We start from the raw sequence: 16,548 nt of genomic DNA, 5'->3' as shown, positions 1-16,548 counted from the left end.
ACGAGTGGAGAGAGCGTCGTCTTCATTGCAGCACGATCACGTCCTTGTCCGGCCCTTGCGCATAGAGCCGCTCGACCAGGGCGGCGCGGCGCTCCAGGCCCGCGCGCTGGTTGATGTAGCCCTTGTCGGTGAGCTCGTTGCCGTCGATGGAGGGCGGCTCGGCCATCAGCATGGCGCGGGCGATGCGCATGCTGCTGCCGGTGGAGGAGGCGTTGTGCGCATCGAGGCCGCGCTTCAGGCAGGCGATCACGTCTGGGTGCTTGACGACGTCCTCGAATGTCGCGTCGGACTTGCCGACGATCTGCCGGCAGGCGTGCAAATTGGGCCAGGCCAGCAGGCCGATGAATTCACGGTCCTGCCCTGCCACCAGCGCGTCGTGCACGACGGGCGAGGCGGCCGCGATCGCATCGGTGCGCAGCGAGCCGACATGCACGAAGGTGCCGGTGGTGAGCTTGAAGTCCTCCACCACGCGGCCGGCGAAGATGATGCCCTGCAGCGGATCCTTGTCATCGACGAAGATGCCGGCATCGCCGATGCAGTAGAAATCCTCCTCGTCGAACATCTTCTTCGTCAGCTCGGGCTGACCGAAATAGCCCGGCGTGACGTTGATGCCGCGCAGGCGCAGCTCGTATTTCGCGCCGCACGGCACCATCTTCAATTCGACGCCGGGAAACGGCAGGCCGATCAGCCCGACGCGCTCGGTGTCCCAATAAGTGCCGGTCGAGGTCGGCGCGGTCTCGGTCGAGCCCCAGCCGGTGTAGAACACGATGCGCTCGCCGGTGGTTTTCACGGCGAGGGCCTGCATGCGCTCGTAGAGGTCGTCGGGCAGCCGCGCGCCGCCATAGGCCATGACGGTGAGATTCCTGAAGAAGCTGCGGCAGAGCGCCTCGTCCTTTTCCATCGCCGCGGCGAGCGCAGCGTAGCCGGCCGGCACGTTGGCGTAATAGGTCGGCGATACCTCGTGCAGGTTCCGCAGCGTCTCGTCGAACTGGCCCGGCATCGGCCGGCCGTCGTCGATGTAGAGCGTGCCGCCGTCGACCAGGATCGGATGGAATGCGGCATTGCCGCCCATGGTGTGGTTCCACGGCATCCAGTCGAGCATGGTCGCGATCGGCCCGTTGGGATCGCGCGGCCGCACCTGCATCATCATCGCCGCATTGGCGCACATCATCTCCTGGGTGTTGATGACGGCCTTGGGCATGCCGGTCGAGCCGGAGGTGAACAGCAGCTTGCCGACGGTATCCGGCGTGATTTTTGCGATCGACTGCTCGACCGCCTCGGTGACCGGCGTTGCCGCAAGATCGGCAAAGGACACGCTCTCGATGCCCTCGCAAGGCCGCAGCACGTGCACGACGGTGACGCCGGTGAGGTCGATCGCCCCGAGCGCCTTCTCGAAGGTCGGACCGTCCTGCACCATCACGACCGCTGGCTTGATCAGGTCGAAGAGATATTTGAGCTTGAGGTGATCCTGGCTCATCAGCGAATAGGCCGGCGATACCGGCGCTGCCGGAAGCCGCGCCTGCATCGCCGCCTGCGTCATCAGCGCATGCTCGATGGAATTGCCGGAGAGGATCGCGACGGGACGGCTGTCTTCGACGCCGAGATCGAGCAGGCCCTGCGTCAGACCGTCGACGATTCGCTTGGCCTCGCCATACGACACTTTCCGCCATTGCCGGTCGGGACCGCCGCGCTGCGCCAGCCAGATGCGATCGGGCGCTTGCTTCGCCCATTTCGCCAACGAGGCCGGAATGTGCCTCTCGTAAGCCTGCAGCGGAATGCGCGACTTCAGGACGATGACGCCGTCGGGGCGGCGCTCGACGGCGATGTCGCGCGGCAGCCATTCGATCTTGCGAAAGGCAGGCCTCGTCAGCACCGCGGCGGCATTCCCACCCATTTTGTGTCTCCCGGAATTCTTTTCTTGTCGGTTCTCGTTGTCAGCGCCTGATATAGACAGGCTTTCGCTTTTCGAGGAAGGCCCTGATGCCTTCGCCGAAATCTTCGGAACGGCTGCACAGCACCTGGTTGCGGTCTTCCATCGCGATCACGGCCTCGAGCGAGCCGGCGTCGACGGCCATGTTGAGGCATTCCTTGGAGAGACGCAGGCCTATCGGAGAAGCCGTCAGCATGGCATCGACATGGGGTTCCGCCGCTGCATCGAGCGCGGCGGCATCTTCGACCAGCTCGGAGACGAGTCCGGCCGCAAGCGCGCGCTCGGCGCCGATGAAACAGCCGGTGAGGATCAACTCCGACGCCACCGACACGCCGACCAGACGCGGCAGAAAATAGCTCGTGCCGATGTCGCAGCCGCCCAATCCCAGCTTGATGAAGGCGCAGTTCATCCGCGCGTCCTTGGCGGCGATGCGGATGTCGGCGGCGAGCGCCAGTGCAAAGCCGCCGCCGGCGGCCGCGCCCTGGATCAGCGCGACGATCGGCTGCGGGCAGCGCCGCATCAGCATGACGATGTCGGCGATGCGCCGCTGCGAGTCCAGCGACTCGGTCACATCAGGCGGCTCCTGCTGCCCGGCGCGGCGCTGCATGGCGTGCTTCAGATCAAGCCCGGCGCAGAACGAGGCGCCGGCGCCCTTCAGCACCACGATTCGGGTGTCGCGATTGCGCTGCAGGCCCTGGAAATAGGCGTTGAGCGCGTCGATCAGGGAGGGATCGAGCGCGTTGAGGCTGTCCGGCCGATTGAGCGTCACCCGGTCGACGCCGTCATGGTGTTCGATCAGCAGCGGTTGAGACACGAAGTGCTCCAGTCTCGTCGTCCCGGCCAAGCGAAGCGCGAGCCGGGACCCATAACCACAGGGCGTTGTTGTTACGCCGCGGCGTCAGCCAGATTGCCCAACAGAGACGCCGCGGAGTATGGGTCCCGGCCTTCGCCGGCACGACACCGGTGCTACCGCGGCGCCATGCGGATGGCGCCGTCGAGGCGGATGGTCTCGCCGTTGAGCATCGCGTTCTCGACGATGTGCACGGCGAGCGCGCCGTATTCGTCGGGTTCGCCGAGGCGGGCCGGGTGCGGCACCTGGGCGCCGAGGCTCTTGCGCGCCTCCTCGTTGAGACCCATCAAGAGCGGCGTGAGGAAGATGCCGGGCGCAATGGTGTTGACGCGGATCTTCAAGGAGGCGAGGTCGCGCGCTGCGGGCAGCGTAAGGCCGACGATGCCGCCCTTCGACGCGGAATAGGCGATCTGGCCGATCTGGCCTTCATAGGCCGCGACGGACGCGGTGTTGATGACGACGCCGCGCTCCTCGCCGATCGGGGCTGCGGTGGCGAGCCGCTCGGCGAACAGGCGCAGCGCGTTGAAGGTGCCGATCAGGTTGACGTTGATGATGCGGACGAACTTCGCCAGCGGATAGACGCCGTCCTTGCCGACGACGCGCTGCGAGCCACCGATGCCGGCGCAGTTCATCAGGACACGCGCCACGCCATGCGCGGCTTCCGCCTTGGCGATTGCGGCCTTCATCCCCTCTTCGTCGGTGACGTCGGCATGCAGCGCGACGCCCTTCACCTCGGCGGCGACCTTCTCGGCATTTTCCTTGTTCTGGTCGAGCACGCCGATCTTGGCGCCCTTGGCCGCCATGGCGCGCGCGGTGGCGGCGCCGAGGCCGGAGCCACCGCCGGTGATGAGTACGGCAACGTCTTTCAACTGCATTTTTGAGAACCTTTCCCTGGGCGTTTTTGTTGTTGGCGAATGGCGAATAGCGAATGGCGAATGGGGAAAGCGCGGCCTTAAGGCCCCGTACCTCCACTCGCCACTCGCCATTCGCTATTCGCCCCTTCTTTCAGCATGCCGCCGAAAATCAGCGCTTCCATGTGCTTGATGTACTCGCGGCAGACTGCCTCGGTGACCGGGCCGACGCCGACCGCGCGCGACATCGCATGGCGGCCGAAGAACAGGTGATCGCAGGCGCCGATCAGGCTGGTGTAGAACAGCACGGGATCGATCTTGCGGAACTCGCCGCACCTGATGCCTTCGGCGAGCAGGCGGCGATGAAAATCCAAGAGCGGCGCCACGAAGAATTTCGACACCTCGTCGGCCGCCGCCGCCGTGCTCTCGTGCAGGAGGTAATGGATCAGCCGGTTCATGTAGGGGAACTGGTGATAGGCGCGGATGATGCCGCCGATGTGCAGGCGCAGCTTCGCGGTCGGCGTGATCTTCTGCGCCAGGAGATATTCGAGCTGCGACATCTCGGTGGCGGCATCGCGCGCCAGCAGCGCCAGCAACAGGCCGTCCTTGTTGCCGAAGTGGTATTTCACCAGCGCGGCGTTGACGCCCGATTTCTGCGCAATGTCTGATAGCGACACCTCGATCGAGGCGCGCTCGATCATCAGCTCGCTGGCGGCGACCAGCAGCTTTTCCGCGGTTGGATTTTTGCCGGCCTGCGCCTTCGTCGGTACGCTGGTATTCAACTGCGGCCCTTGCTGTTCCCGCTGACATCGCGGGCCGCACATAAGCGCATGACGGGGTCGCACTCAAGAGTTAATTGATCGATTGACTAAGAGCGGTTTAGCCCCCTAAAACCGGCCCATCTTTGCAGAATGCCATCAGAACAATCAGGGAGAACGCTCATGGCCGAGGCCTATATCGTCGCCGCCGCCCGCACCGCGGGTGGCCGCAAGGGAGGCCGCCTCGCCGGCTGGCATCCGGCGGACCTCGCCGCCACCGTGCTGGACGCGCTGGTCGAGCGCTCAGGCGCCGATCCCGCGCAGGTCGAGGACGTCATCATGGGCTGCGTGATGCAGGCGGGCGAGCAGTCCAACAACATCGCGCGCAACGCCATCATGGCCTCGAAGCTGCCGGAGAGCGTGCCGGGCACCTCGATCGACCGCCAGTGCGGCTCCTCGCAGCAGGCGCTGCACTTTGCCGCGCAAGCCGTGATGAGCGGCAGCATGGACATCGTGATCGCCGCCGGCGTGGAATCGATGACCCGCGTGCCGATGGGGCTTGCCTCCTCGCTGCCCGCCAAGAACGGCTTCGGCCACTACAAGAGCCCGGGCATCGAGAAGAAGTATCCGAACATCGTGTTCAGCCAGTTCACCGGCGCGGAAATGATGGCGGAGAAATACGGGCTCTCCAAGGACGAGCTCGACGAATATTCCTACCAGAGCCACCAGCGCGCGATTGCGGCCACCCAGGCCGGCGCCTTCAGGAACGAGATCGTGCCGGTGCAGATCACCCGCGCCGACGGCTCGACCGATACCCACCACGTCGACGAGGGCATCCGCTTCGACGCCACCATCGAGGGCATCAAGGGCGTCAAGCTGATTGCCGAGAACGGCAAGCTGACCGCGGCCTCCGCCAGCCAGATCTGCGACGGCGCCTCCGGCGTGATGGTCGTCAACGAGAGGGGCCTGAAGCAACTCGGCGTCAAGCCGATGGCGCGCGTCCATCACATGACCATGATGGGCGGCGATCCCGTCATCATGCTGGAAGCCCCGCTCCCCGCCACCAGGCGCGCGCTGGAGAAGGTCGGCATGAAGATCGACGAGATCGACCTGTTCGAGGTCAACGAGGCCTTCGCCTCGGTGCCGACGGCGTGGCTGAAGACCACCGGTGCCGATCCGGCGCGGCTCAACGTCAACGGCGGCGCCATCGCGCTCGGCCATCCGCTCGGCGGCTCCGGCACCAAGCTGATGACCACGCTGGTCAACGCCCTGCAGCAGCGCGGCAAGCGCTACGGCCTGCAGACCATGTGCGAAGGCGGCGGCATGGCGAACGTGACGATTGTTGAAAGGCTGTAAGGTACGCGAATGGCGAATGGCGGGTAGCGAATGGTGAGTAGGCCAAGAGCAAGGATTTGCTCTTTCCCCTATTCGCTACTCGCCACTCGCCATTCGCATTCTGAGGAAGCACCGATGACCCACCCATCCATCCACGCGCGCAACAACCCCGACAAGATCGCCTACCAGATGGCGGGCACGGGCAAGGCGATCACCTATCGCGAGCTCGACGAGCTCTCCAACCAGGGCGCGCAGCTGTTCCGCTCGCTCGGCCTGAAGGCCGGCGACCATATCGCGCTTCTGATGGAGAACCGCCTCGCCTTCATGGAAATCTGCTGGGCCGCGCAGCGCTCGGGCCTCTATTACACCGCGATCAGCCGCTATCTGACGCAGGACGAGATCGACTACATCGTGAGGGATTGCGGCGCAAAGGTCTTCATCACCACGCCGAAGTGCCACGAGCAGGTGAAGGGCCTGGTCGGCCAGCCGGGCGGCCCGATTCTCTTCATGATGGACGAGCCGGAAGCCGGCTTTCGCTCGTATGACAAGGAAGCGGGCGCCCAGCCGACCACGCCGATACCGGACGAAGTCGCCGGCTACGACATGCTGTATTCGTCCGGCACCACCGGCCGGCCGAAGGGCATCAAGAAGGATTTCGAGGGCAAGCGGATCGACGAGCCCAACGCGTTCCTGAAGGTGCTCTGCGCCGACATGTGCGGCATGAACGCGGACAGCATCTATCTGTCGCCGGCGCCGCTCTATCATGCGGCTCCGCTGCGCTTCAACATGATGGTGACCATCCTCGGCGGCACTTCCGTGGTCATGGAGCATTTCGATGCCGAGGAATTTTTGAGGCTGGTCGAGAAGTACAAGGCGACGCAATCGCAGCTGGTGCCGACCATGTTCGTGCGCATGCTGAAGCTGCCCGAGGACGTGCGCAAGAAATACAACGTCTCGACGCTGAAAGGCGCGATCCACGCTGCCGCGCCCTGCCCGGTCGACGTCAAGGCGAAGATGATCGAATGGTGGGGGCCGATCCTGATCGAGTATTACGCCGGCTCCGAAGGCAACGGCGTCACCGTCTCGACCTCGCAGCAATGGCTCGATCATCGCGGCACCGTCGGCCGCGCCGTGGTCGGTAAGGTGAAGATCCTCGACGAGAACGACGAGGAGCGCCCGGTCGGCGAGATCGGCACGGTCTATTTCGCCGACGCGCCTGTCTTCAGCTATCATAACGATCCCGACAAGACCAAGCGCGCCTACAACGCAAAAGGATGGTCCACGCTCGGCGACGTCGGCTATCTCGACGCCGAAGGTTTTCTTTACCTCACCGACCGCAAGAGCTACATGATCATCTCCGGCGGCGTGAACATCTATCCGCAGGAGACCGAGGACGTGCTGATCACGCACCCCGCCGTCTCCGACGTCGCAGTGTTCGGCGTGCCGAACGAGGAGATGGGCGAAGAGGTCAAGGCCGTGGTGCAGCCGCACGACATGGCCAAGGCCGGCAAGCAGCTGGAGAGCGAGCTGATCGCGTTCTGCCGCAAGCATCTCTCGGCGATCAAATGCCCGAAAAGCATCGACTTCGAGCCCGAGCTGCCGCGCACGCCCACCGGCAAGCTGGTCAAGCGCCACTTGCGCGACCGCTATTGGCCGAAGACGGCGAAGGCGTAAGGCGCTTCGCGCACAAAAGCACCGTCATGCCCGGGCTTGTCCCGGGCAACCACGTCTTTACAGTTGCGCGGCACAAAAAACGTGGATGGCCGGGACAAGCCCGGCCATGACGAGGAAACGAAATGGCCGACGCCACCCTCCCCGATATCCCGCTCCCGCCTTCCATCCGCTCGCGCTACGTCGATGGCATCAACGGCCTCAACATGCACGTGCTCGAGGCGGGCTTTGAAACCAAAGGCCGCCCCTGTCTCCTCTTGCTGCACGGCTTCCCCGAGCTCGCTTTCAGCTGGCGCAAGGTGATGCCGGCACTCGCCGAGGCCGGCTATCACGTCATCGCGCCGGACCAGCGCGGCTATGGCCGCACCACGGGGTGGGATGCGGATTACGACGGCGATCTCGCCTCGTTCCGCCTGCCCAATCTCGTGCGCGATGCGCTCGGGCTGGTGCATGCGTTCGGCTACCGCAGCGTCGATGCGGTGATCGGGCACGATTTCGGCAGCTCGGTCGCCGCCTGGTGTGCGCTGATCCGGCCCGACGTGTTCCGCTCGGTGGTGATGATGAGCGCGCCGTTCGGCGGCGTGCCGCAGCTGCCCTTCAACACCGCGGATGCTCCGGCAAAGCCGGCGACGGAAGATCCCGTGCACCGCGAGCTCGCCGCGCTGCCGCGGCCGCGCAAGCATTACCAGTGGTACTACTCGACGCGCGAAGCCAACCGCGACATGCACCATGCCCCGCAGGGCGTGCACGATTTCATGCGCGCCTACTACCACCACAAGAGCGCGGACTGGAAGGCGAATGCGCCCTATCCGCTGCAATCATGGTCGGCGGGCGAGCTGGCGAAATTGCCGACCTACTACATCATGGACCTTGCCGAAGACATGGCGGCCACCGTCGCGAAGGAGATGCCGTCGGCTGCCGAGATCGCCGCCAACAAATGGCTGCCCGACAGCGAGCTTGCCTTCTACGCCGCCGAGTATCAGCGCAACGGATTCCAGGGCGGGCTGCAATGGTATCGCTGCGGCACCTCGGGTGCGTTCACCGGCGAGTTGCAGACCTGGTCGGGCCGCACCATCGACGTCCCCTCCGCCTTCATCTCCGGCAAGCAAGATTGGGGCACCTATCAGCGACCCGGCGTGTTCGAGGCGATGCAGACGAAGGCGTGCACTAACATGATCGGCTGCCACCTCGTCGACGGCGCCGGCCACTGGGTGCAGCAGGAGCAGCCGGCCGAAGTCAGCCGTCTCCTGCTTGCGTTCCTGCGCGGTGCACGCGACGGCTGACGATTGACCCTGTGTTCTCAAGGGCATATAACTATTTAGAATAGTTCTAAAATAGGCGCCGCCGTGAAGAGTTTCGCCGATCTCACCGAGCGCGAAGTGCTGGCCGTCGCGATCTCGTCGGAGGAGGAAGACAGCCGCATCTACATGACGTTTGCGGAAGACCTCGCCCAGCGTTACCCGGACTCCGCAAAGCTGTTCGAGCAGATGGCCGAGGAGGAGCGCGGCCACCGCCATCGCCTGCTCGAGCTATACGAGCAACGCTTCGGCCCGCATTTGCCGCCGATCCGGCGCGAGGACGTCAGGGGATTCCTCAAGCGCCGTCCGATCTGGCTCACCAAGAACCTGCCGCTCGACACCATCCGCAAGGAAGTCGAAACCATGGAGCTGGCGGCGGAGCGATTCTACACGAGGGCCAGCGAGCAGGCACAGGATGTCAGCGTGCGCCGCCTGCTCGGCGACCTCGCCGAGGAAGAAAAGAGCCACGAGAAGCACGCGATCAAGCTGACGGGCGAAATTCTCAACCCCGACGTGCTCGCGGAAGAGGACAGGACGCAGCGGCGCATGTTCGTGCTGCAATATGTCCAGCCCGGCCTCGCCGGCCTGATGGACGGCTCGGTCTCGACGCTGGCGCCGCTGTTCGCGGCGGCGTTCGCCACGCACCAGAACTGGCAGACGTTCCTGGTCGGCCTTGCCGCCTCGATCGGCGCCGGCATCAGCATGGGATTCGCCGAGGCGCTGTCCGACGACGGCTCGCTGACCGGGCGCGGCTCGCCCTGGCTGCGCGGCATCACCTGCGGTCTGATGACGACGCTCGGCGGCGTCGGCCACACCCTGCCCTATCTCGTGCCGGACAGCTGGCCGAACGCGTTCTGGATCGCCACCGCGATGGCCAGCATTGTCGTGTTCTTCGAGCTGTGGGCGATCGCCTTCATCCGCGCGCGCTACATGGACACGCCGTTCCTGCGGGCAGCGTTCCAGATCGTGCTCGGCGGCATCATCGTGCTCGCCGTCGGGATACTGATCGGCGGGGCGTGAGCATTACTGACATCTGCCGCCACGCAATGATGTGATGTGGCGCCATCGCAATTCCCGTCAAGTGCGCCTTGCGAGTGCAGCCTAAACTGCGCATCATCGTCAGCAACAAGCGGGAGGACGCCTTGGCCAAATCGCAATGGAGTTTTCAGACCGCCGTCAATTTGTCGGCGGCGCTGGCGGCGAAGAAAGTATCGGCCGTCGAGCTGGCCAGGGATGCGATCGCCCGCATCGAGCGGCACGATACGAAGATCAACGCGATTTGCGTGCGCGATTTCGAGCGCGGCCTGGAAGCGGCAAGAGAAGCCGATACGGCGCTGGCCCGCGGCGAGAAGAGGGCGCTGCTCGGCCTTCCCCTCACCGTGAAGGAATCCTACAACATCGCCGGCCTGCCCACGACCTGGGGCATCCCGCAGCAGAAGGACTTCGTGCCGGCCGAGGACGCGCTGTCGGTCACCCGCGTCAAGGACGCCGGCGGCGTCATCCTCGGCAAGACCAACGTGCCGCTCGGGCTCGGCGACTGGCAGAGCTACAACGATATCTACGGCGTCACCAACAATCCTTACGATCTCGGCCGCACGCCGGGCGGCTCCTCCGGCGGGTCGTCGGCCGCGCTCGCCGCCGGCTATGGGCCACTGTCGCTCGGCTCGGATATCGGCGGCTCGCTGCGCGTACCTGCCTTCCATTGCGGCGTCTACGCGCACAAGCCGACCTATGCGCTGGTGCCCTCGCGCGGCCATACGCCGCCGCCATTCCCGCCGCTGCCGCTCGACCGCGACATGGCCGTGATCGGCCCGATGGCGCGCTGCGCCGCCGATCTTTCGCTCCTGCTCGATGTGATGGCCGGCCCCGATCCGCTGGAAGCCGGCAAGGCCTACCGGCTCGAGCTGCCGGCGCCCCGGCACGCCGCGCTGAAGGATTTTCGCGTGGTCGTCGTCGATAGCGATCCCGTGATGCCGACGGATGCCGTGGTGCGCGGCACTATCGAGAAGCTCGCGGCCAATCTTGCAAGGGCCGGGGTCAAGATCGAGCGCCACTCGGCGCTGCTGCCCGACTTCGCGGATTCCACGCGGCTCTACATGCGGATGCTGATGTCGTTCCTCGCGGTATCCTTCCCGGCCGACGCCTATGCCGGCGCGCATGCGGCAGCGCAGACGCTGTCCCCGGGCGATGCCAGCCTCAGCGCCGAACGCCTGCGCGGCATTGCCATGACCCATCGCGACTGGGTGATGGCCGACGGCGCCCGCGCGCGGCTGCGCGCGCAATGGCGCGAGCTGTTCAAGCAATACGACGCCGTGATCTGCCCGATCATGCCGACGCCGGCCTACAAGCACGATCATTCGCCCGAGCAGGAAAGCCGGCGCATCCATATCGACGGCAAGCCCTATGTGTATCCGGACCAGCTGTCCTGGCCGGGGATCGCGACATTGCCGGGCCTGCCTTCGACTGCGATACCGACCGGCATCTCGCCGGATGGCCTGCCGGTCGGCGTGCAGATCGTCGGCCCGTGGCTGGAGGACCGCACGACCCTAAAACTGGCCGAGCTGATCGAGCGCGAATTCGGCGGCTTCAAGCCGCCGCCTATGTTTGATGACTAGAACAACTACAGCTAATCCCGTCATTGCGAGGAGCGAAGCGACGAAGCAATCCAGCTTTCTTGATGCGGGACGATGGATTGCTTCGCTTCGCTCGCAATGACGGCAGCGAAGATGCCATGCGGACTTTGATTCGAATCGTCATCGCGATCGTTGCGGGCTTCCTGCTGATGTGGCCGCTTGGCCAGGCCTGGACCGCGCTGAGCTGGCCGACATTCCATCTCTGGGGGCTGATGCATGGCACCTCCGTTGCGGCCTGGCCGACCCTGTCGATCCTCACGTTCCTCGCCCTGGGCTATCTGCCGGCCTTCCGGCGAATCGACGACACGCCGCTCCTGATCGGCGGCCCGGTTTGGGGCCTGCTCCTGGCCAGCGCCTACAACATCCGCAACGCGCTCGGCTATGAGATCGCCCATGGCATGCTCGGCGCCACGACCGTCCTGATTGCAGTGTTGTGCTTCTTTGCCGTGCACCGGCTGCGGCTGGCGCTGCTCGTGATAGCGCCGGTCGTTTTCCTGGACCTGGATCTCCTGCTGGCGCCGCCGCCGACGCTTGCAGAATTTCAGTCCCGAGCCGCGTACGACCTGCGGGGGCTTCTGCCGCCGCTGGCGTCCTCGCTTGCGGGCTACGTGCTTGGAGCGCTCGCCCGCGCCGCGATCAAGCGCTCGCCGACTCCGGCTTGATCATCGGAGGAACCTGATGAACCAGAATGGGAGGAAACCATGAACAACGACCTCGCCGAACTGACCAGACTCAACCACGACTATGTCGCGTCCGTGCAGAATTCCGACGTCAAGCGCTTCGACGAAATCCTCGCGGCCGATTTCTACTGCTCCAATCCCGACAAGTCCCTCGTCGATCGCGCCGCGTTCCTGCGGCAGACGACAAAACCCGTCGCGATCAAGAACCTCAAGGCCGAGGACGTGAAGATCCGCATCCTCGGCGACTTCGCCATCATCCATGCCGCGACAAGCTACACCATGCCGGACGGGCAGCAGGCGCATGGCCGCTACACCGATTGCTGGGCGCGGCAGAACGGCAAGTGGCTGGCGGTGTCGGCGCATGTGACGCGGTGATTATAAGTTGTCATTGCCGGGCTTGACCCGGCAATCCATCCCTCTTCAGAAAGAGCTTATTGTGAAGCTTGATGGATGCCCGGGTCAAGCCCGGCATGACACATCGAGAACGCCTCAGCTATCGAACATGATCACGCTGCGCAGCGTCTTGCCGGCTTTCATGTTGGCAAAGCCCTCGTTGATCTCGGACAGCTTCAGCTTGGCCGAGATCCAGTCTTCCAGGTGCAGCTTGCCGCGCATGTAGAATTCGACCAGGCGCGGCATGTCGACGCGGAAATGGTTGGAGCCCATCGACGAGCCCTGGATGCGGCGTTCGCGCAGGAAGTCGAAGCCATGCAGCTCGATCTTCTGGCCGAACGGGATCATGCCGACGATAGTGGCGGTGCCGCCGGGGGCGAGCATGGCGAAGCACTGCTCGGCGGTTTCCTTGCGGCCGAGCACCTCGAAGGAATGATGCACGCCGCCGCCGGTGAGCTCGCGCACTTGCTGCACGACGTCGCCGCGGGCTGGATCGACGATGTCGGTGGCGCCGAGTTTCGTCGCGAGCTGCAATTTTGCCGGATTGGTGTCGATGGCGATGATGCGGCCGGCGCCCGCGATCGCCGCGCCGTTGATCGCGGCCATGCCGACGCCACCGCAGCCGACCACCGCGACGGTCTCGCCGGCCGTGACCTTCGCCGTATTCACGACCGCGCCATAGCCGGTGATGACGCCGCAGCCGATCAGCGCAGCCAGCTCCAGCGGCATTTCCCTCCTGATTTTGACGATGGCGTTCTCGTGCACCAGCATCTGCTCGGCAAAGGAGGAGAGATTGAGGAACTGGTTCAGCCTCTCCGGCTTGCCCCATTGCAGGCGGTTGGAGGCGCCCGGCAGCATCTTCACCGTGGTGTCGGTGCACAGCACGGTGCGCCCGGTGGTGCAGTTGTCGCAGGTGCCGCAGAACACCGAGAGGCAGGTGACGACATGATCGCCCGGCTTCACATAGGTGACGTCGGAGCCGACCTTCTCGACCACGCCGGCCGATTCATGGCCGAGCACCGCGGGTAGCGGATGTGGATAGAGGCCTTCCATGAAGTGCAGGTCGGAGTGACAGAGGCCGGCGACCTTGGTGCGGATCAGGACTTCGCGCGGGCCGGGATTGGGCACGCTGATGTCCTCGATCACGAGCGGCTTGTTGACTTCATACAGAACGGCGGCCTTCATCGGTCGTTTCCCCTGTGTGTTCTTGTTACTCTGACGTCACCTCTCCCGATGGGAGAGGTGTTTCTCAAAGCCTAGGCCGCCGTGAGCAATTCGCCAACCTCGGCGATGCCAATCGCACGCTCGCCTAGCAGATGCGCCGTGATGGCGCGCTGCGCGGCACTTTCCGTCAGCCGGAACGGATCGCCCGCCGACAGGCGATGATCGACCACCATCCGCGACAGCAAGAGCCGGCGCGCATCGCCGCGCATCTCGTGGATGCGGCTGCCTTCCCAGGCAAAAGCAACGGCGCTGGCGACGTGATAGAGCAGGCTGGTGGCGCGCCGTGCATCGGCCTCATTGTCCGACTTGCCGGCCACCTCGCGCGCAAAGCCGACGGACCGGTCGGTCAGCCCGCGCAGGCGGTCGCGCCAGGCGGCCGGTACCTTGGCGGAATCATCCAGCCGCGCATGCAGATCGGCGGCGAGCGCGCCGTCTGCACCATGGCGCCCGATCGCGCGCGTCAGCGCGTCGATCGCGACGATGTTGCCGGTGCCTTCCCAGATCGAGCCGAGATGCGCGTCGCGGAGCAGGCGCGCGGTGGCGAACTCCTCGATGTAGCCGATGCCGCCGCGCATCTCCAAGGCATCGCCGCACACCTTGCGGGCATCGCGGGTGGCGCGGAACTTCAGTGTCGGCGTCAGAATGCGCAGCAGCGCCGCGGCATCCTGGCTGCCGGCCTCCGCACGGTCGAGCGCGTCAGCGGTCAGGAAGCTCAGGGAAAGCCCCTGCTCGGTCGCCAGCATGATCTTCATCAGCTGACGCTGCGCCAGCGGCTTGTCGATGATGCGGCTGCCGAACACGACGCGATTCCTCGCCACCGTCATTGCGTCATGATGGGCGCGGCGCATCAGCGCGGTGGACTTCACGCCGTTGGAGAGCCGCGAGGAGTTGACCATCTCGGCCATCTGCACGAAGCCGCGGTCGAGCTTGCCGACGGCGTAGGCGATCGCGCCCTCGAACTTGATCTCGCCGGAGGCCATCGAACGGGTGCCGAGCTTGTCCTTCAGCCGCACGATCCGATAGTGATTCTGCGAGCCGTCATCGAGATGCCGGGGCATCAGGAACAGGCCGACGCCGCGCGTGCCAGGTCCCGCCCCTTCCGGCCGCGCCAGCAGCATCACCACTTCGGCGTCCGCATTGGAGCAGAACCACTTTTCGCCATACAGGCGCCAGTGGTCGCCTTCCTGCACCGCCCTCGTCGTCAGCGTGCCGACGTCGGAGCCGCCTTCCTTCTCCGTCATGAACTGGCCGCCCTGGGTCAGCTTGCCCATGTCGGTCTGCGTCAGGCCGTCGAGATATTTCGCCTTCAGCGCCTCGCTGCCGAAATTGTTGAGCAGCTTGGCGCAGCCGTCGGTGACGTTGATCGGACAGCCGAGGCCGAACTCCGCCTGGTTGAACAGGAAGGTGAAAGCGTGCTTGGCAACGACCGGATATTTGTCGGGCCAGCCCAGAATGCCCTTGCGGATCGACATCGCATGAATGCCGAACTCGCCGAAGGCCGCGCGCTCCAGCTCGCGGTAAGCCGGGTGATACTCGATCCATTGCACGTCGCGGCCGAACTTGTCGCGCTGGTGCAGCACCGGCGTATGGCGGTCGGCGAGCCGCGCGCATTCGTCGAGATGACCGCCGGCCATGGCGCCCAGGCGATCGAGATGCGGCTCGATGTGGCGGAATGTCGCCTCCGGCAGATGCAGGCGCAGGAGATCGGTCAGCGCCGGATCGGCCCGATAGAAGTTCATGCCTGACGTATCGGGTGCGAGCAATCCCGGCTGGTCGGGCCTGGCCCTGCGATCCTGCTTGCGTGGCTGCATATTCGGCTCTTGTCGTTTCCGCCCGATAGCGATGTTATACACCATTACCGATAGCGCGGGTCCAAGCGCGGTCAACAAGCATAATTGGAGGAGCCCCCTGTGGCAGAGGGATATCGCATCATCGGCGCCGAGATGTCGCCCTACTCCGTGAAAGTCCGCTCCTATTTTCGTTACAAGGCCATTCCGCATCAATGGATTTTGCGCAACGCGGAAAGCCAGGCCGAGTATCAGAAGCACGCCAAAATACCCGTCATCCCGCTGGTGGTGACGCCGGAGGGCCTTGGCATCCAGGATTCCACTCCGATCATCGATCAGGTTGAGAAGCTCCATCCGGAGCCCTCGATCCATCCCGACGATGGCGTGGCGCGCTTCATGTCGATCCTGATCGAGGAATTCGGCGACGAGTGGGGCAACAAGTGGATGTTCCACTACCGTTGGGCGCGCGAGGTGGACCAGCGCGCTTCCGCCGGCCGCATCGCGCGGATGCGCGCGCCTGACGCGAGCGAGGCGGAGCACGATGCCTTCGCTGGTCAGGTGCGCACGCGCATGACAGAGCGCGTCTGGTTCGTCGGCTCCAACGAATTGACCGCGCCGCAGATCGAGCGCGGCTTTACGGAAATGCTCGACCTGCTCGAGGCGCATCTGGCGACGCGGCCCTATCTGTTCGGCGGCCGTCCGGCTTATGGCGACTTCGGCCTCTGGGGCCAGCTCTATGAACTCTGGAAAGACCCGACCACGGGTGCGCTGATCGAAGGCGGCGCGCCGCAGGTGCTGGCATGGATCCAGCGCATGCTGTGGCCGAAGGCGGAAGGCGCGTTCGAAGGCTGGACACAGCTGGCGCCGACGCTGATGCCGATCCTCACCCAGCAAGTCGGACGGCTGTTCTGGCCGTGGACGCTGGCGAACGAGCGGGCATTGGCCGAAGGCAAGGAAGAATTTTCCGTCCGCCTCGGCAATGACGTCTGGACGCAGAAGCCGCAAAAATATCATGCGCGCTCGCTTGCCATGCTCCGCGCCAAATATGCAGGCATGACCGACAAGAAGGATCTCGACATGATCCTCGCGGCCGCCGGTTGTCTCGCCGGAATGCGCGCCTAGATACCAGTCTCAGTCA

14 protein-coding genes are annotated in these 16,548 nt (G+C 64.9%); 8 read left to right on the top strand and 6 right to left on the bottom strand.

Annotated features, from left to right (window positions below; genetic code table 11):
* Nucleotides 1-22: 22 nt before the first annotated feature.
* The 4 genes from ACT4OC_RS03580 to ACT4OC_RS03565 form a co-directional block, all read right to left on the bottom strand.
* Nucleotides 23-1,894 carry an AMP-binding protein gene (locus ACT4OC_RS03580; RefSeq protein WP_444837633.1) on the bottom strand — a complete coding sequence of 624 codons (1,872 nt, stop codon included), beginning with the start codon at nucleotides 1,892-1,894 and terminating at the stop codon, nucleotides 23-25.
* Between the two features lie 40 nt (nucleotides 1,895-1,934).
* Nucleotides 1,935-2,744 (bottom strand): enoyl-CoA hydratase/isomerase family protein, encoded by an 810-nt coding sequence (locus ACT4OC_RS03575; RefSeq protein WP_444837632.1) that lies wholly within the window; start codon nucleotides 2,742-2,744, stop codon nucleotides 1,935-1,937.
* A gap of 152 nt (nucleotides 2,745-2,896) precedes the next feature.
* Nucleotides 2,897-3,655: an SDR family NAD(P)-dependent oxidoreductase gene (locus tag ACT4OC_RS03570; protein ID WP_444837631.1), complete on the bottom strand. Its 759-nt coding sequence runs from the start codon at nucleotides 3,653-3,655 to the stop codon at nucleotides 2,897-2,899.
* 77 nt (nucleotides 3,656-3,732) lie between these two features.
* Nucleotides 3,733-4,455, bottom strand: a complete 723-nt coding sequence (locus ACT4OC_RS03565) for a TetR family transcriptional regulator (protein ID WP_444837630.1) — start codon at nucleotides 4,453-4,455, stop codon at nucleotides 3,733-3,735.
* 117 nt (nucleotides 4,456-4,572) lie between these two features.
* Between ACT4OC_RS03565 and ACT4OC_RS03560 the strand changes: the two genes are divergently transcribed.
* The 7 genes from ACT4OC_RS03560 to ACT4OC_RS03530 all read left to right on the top strand — a co-directional run bounded on the left by ACT4OC_RS03560 (nucleotide 4,573) and on the right by ACT4OC_RS03530 (nucleotide 12,381).
* Nucleotides 4,573-5,745 carry an acetyl-CoA C-acetyltransferase gene (locus tag ACT4OC_RS03560; RefSeq protein WP_444837629.1) on the top strand — a complete coding sequence of 391 codons (1,173 nt, stop codon included), beginning with the start codon at nucleotides 4,573-4,575 and terminating at the stop codon, nucleotides 5,743-5,745.
* 114 nt (nucleotides 5,746-5,859) lie between these two features.
* Nucleotides 5,860-7,398: an acyl-CoA synthetase gene (locus ACT4OC_RS03555; RefSeq protein WP_444837628.1), complete on the top strand. Its 1,539-nt coding sequence runs from the start codon at nucleotides 5,860-5,862 to the stop codon at nucleotides 7,396-7,398.
* A gap of 122 nt (nucleotides 7,399-7,520) precedes the next feature.
* Nucleotides 7,521-8,678, top strand: coding sequence for an alpha/beta fold hydrolase (locus ACT4OC_RS03550; RefSeq protein ID WP_444837627.1), 1,158 nt, complete (start codon nucleotides 7,521-7,523; stop codon nucleotides 8,676-8,678).
* Between the two features lie 63 nt (nucleotides 8,679-8,741).
* Nucleotides 8,742-9,713 (top strand): iron exporter MbfA, encoded by a 972-nt coding sequence (mbfA, locus tag ACT4OC_RS03545; RefSeq protein WP_444837626.1) that lies wholly within the window; start codon nucleotides 8,742-8,744, stop codon nucleotides 9,711-9,713.
* A gap of 122 nt (nucleotides 9,714-9,835) precedes the next feature.
* Nucleotides 9,836-11,308: an amidase gene (locus ACT4OC_RS03540; protein WP_444837625.1), complete on the top strand. Its 1,473-nt coding sequence runs from the start codon at nucleotides 9,836-9,838 to the stop codon at nucleotides 11,306-11,308.
* A 116-nt stretch (nucleotides 11,309-11,424) separates the two neighbouring features.
* On the top strand, nucleotides 11,425-11,988 hold the full coding sequence (locus ACT4OC_RS03535) for a hypothetical protein (RefSeq protein ID WP_444837624.1): 564 nt from the start codon (nucleotides 11,425-11,427) through the stop codon (nucleotides 11,986-11,988).
* A gap of 39 nt (nucleotides 11,989-12,027) precedes the next feature.
* Entirely contained in the window at nucleotides 12,028-12,381 is a 354-nt protein-coding gene (locus ACT4OC_RS03530) for a nuclear transport factor 2 family protein (protein WP_444837623.1), read from the top strand.
* A gap of 114 nt (nucleotides 12,382-12,495) precedes the next feature.
* On the opposite strand, the gene ACT4OC_RS03525 is transcribed toward ACT4OC_RS03530, so the two are convergent.
* On the bottom strand, nucleotides 12,496-13,584 hold the full coding sequence (locus tag ACT4OC_RS03525; RefSeq protein WP_444837622.1) for a Zn-dependent alcohol dehydrogenase: 1,089 nt from the start codon (nucleotides 13,582-13,584) through the stop codon (nucleotides 12,496-12,498).
* Nucleotides 13,585-13,655: 71 nt separating this feature from the next.
* The gene (locus ACT4OC_RS03520) at nucleotides 13,656-15,434 is read right to left on the bottom strand and encodes an acyl-CoA dehydrogenase family protein (RefSeq protein WP_444837621.1); all 1,779 of its coding nucleotides are present in this window, start codon (nucleotides 15,432-15,434) and stop codon (nucleotides 13,656-13,658) included.
* Between the two features lie 99 nt (nucleotides 15,435-15,533).
* Here ACT4OC_RS03520 and ACT4OC_RS03515 point away from each other — a divergent pair, with 99 nt between their 5' ends.
* Nucleotides 15,534-16,532: a glutathione S-transferase family protein gene (locus ACT4OC_RS03515; protein WP_444837620.1), complete on the top strand. Its 999-nt coding sequence runs from the start codon at nucleotides 15,534-15,536 to the stop codon at nucleotides 16,530-16,532.
* The last annotated feature ends 16 nt before the right edge of the window (nucleotides 16,533-16,548 follow it).

This window comes from Bradyrhizobium sp. (assembly GCF_052389815.1).
Lineage (GTDB): Bacteria > Pseudomonadota > Alphaproteobacteria > Rhizobiales > Xanthobacteraceae > Bradyrhizobium.
This window is presented reverse-complemented; position numbering and strand designations above follow the sequence as displayed.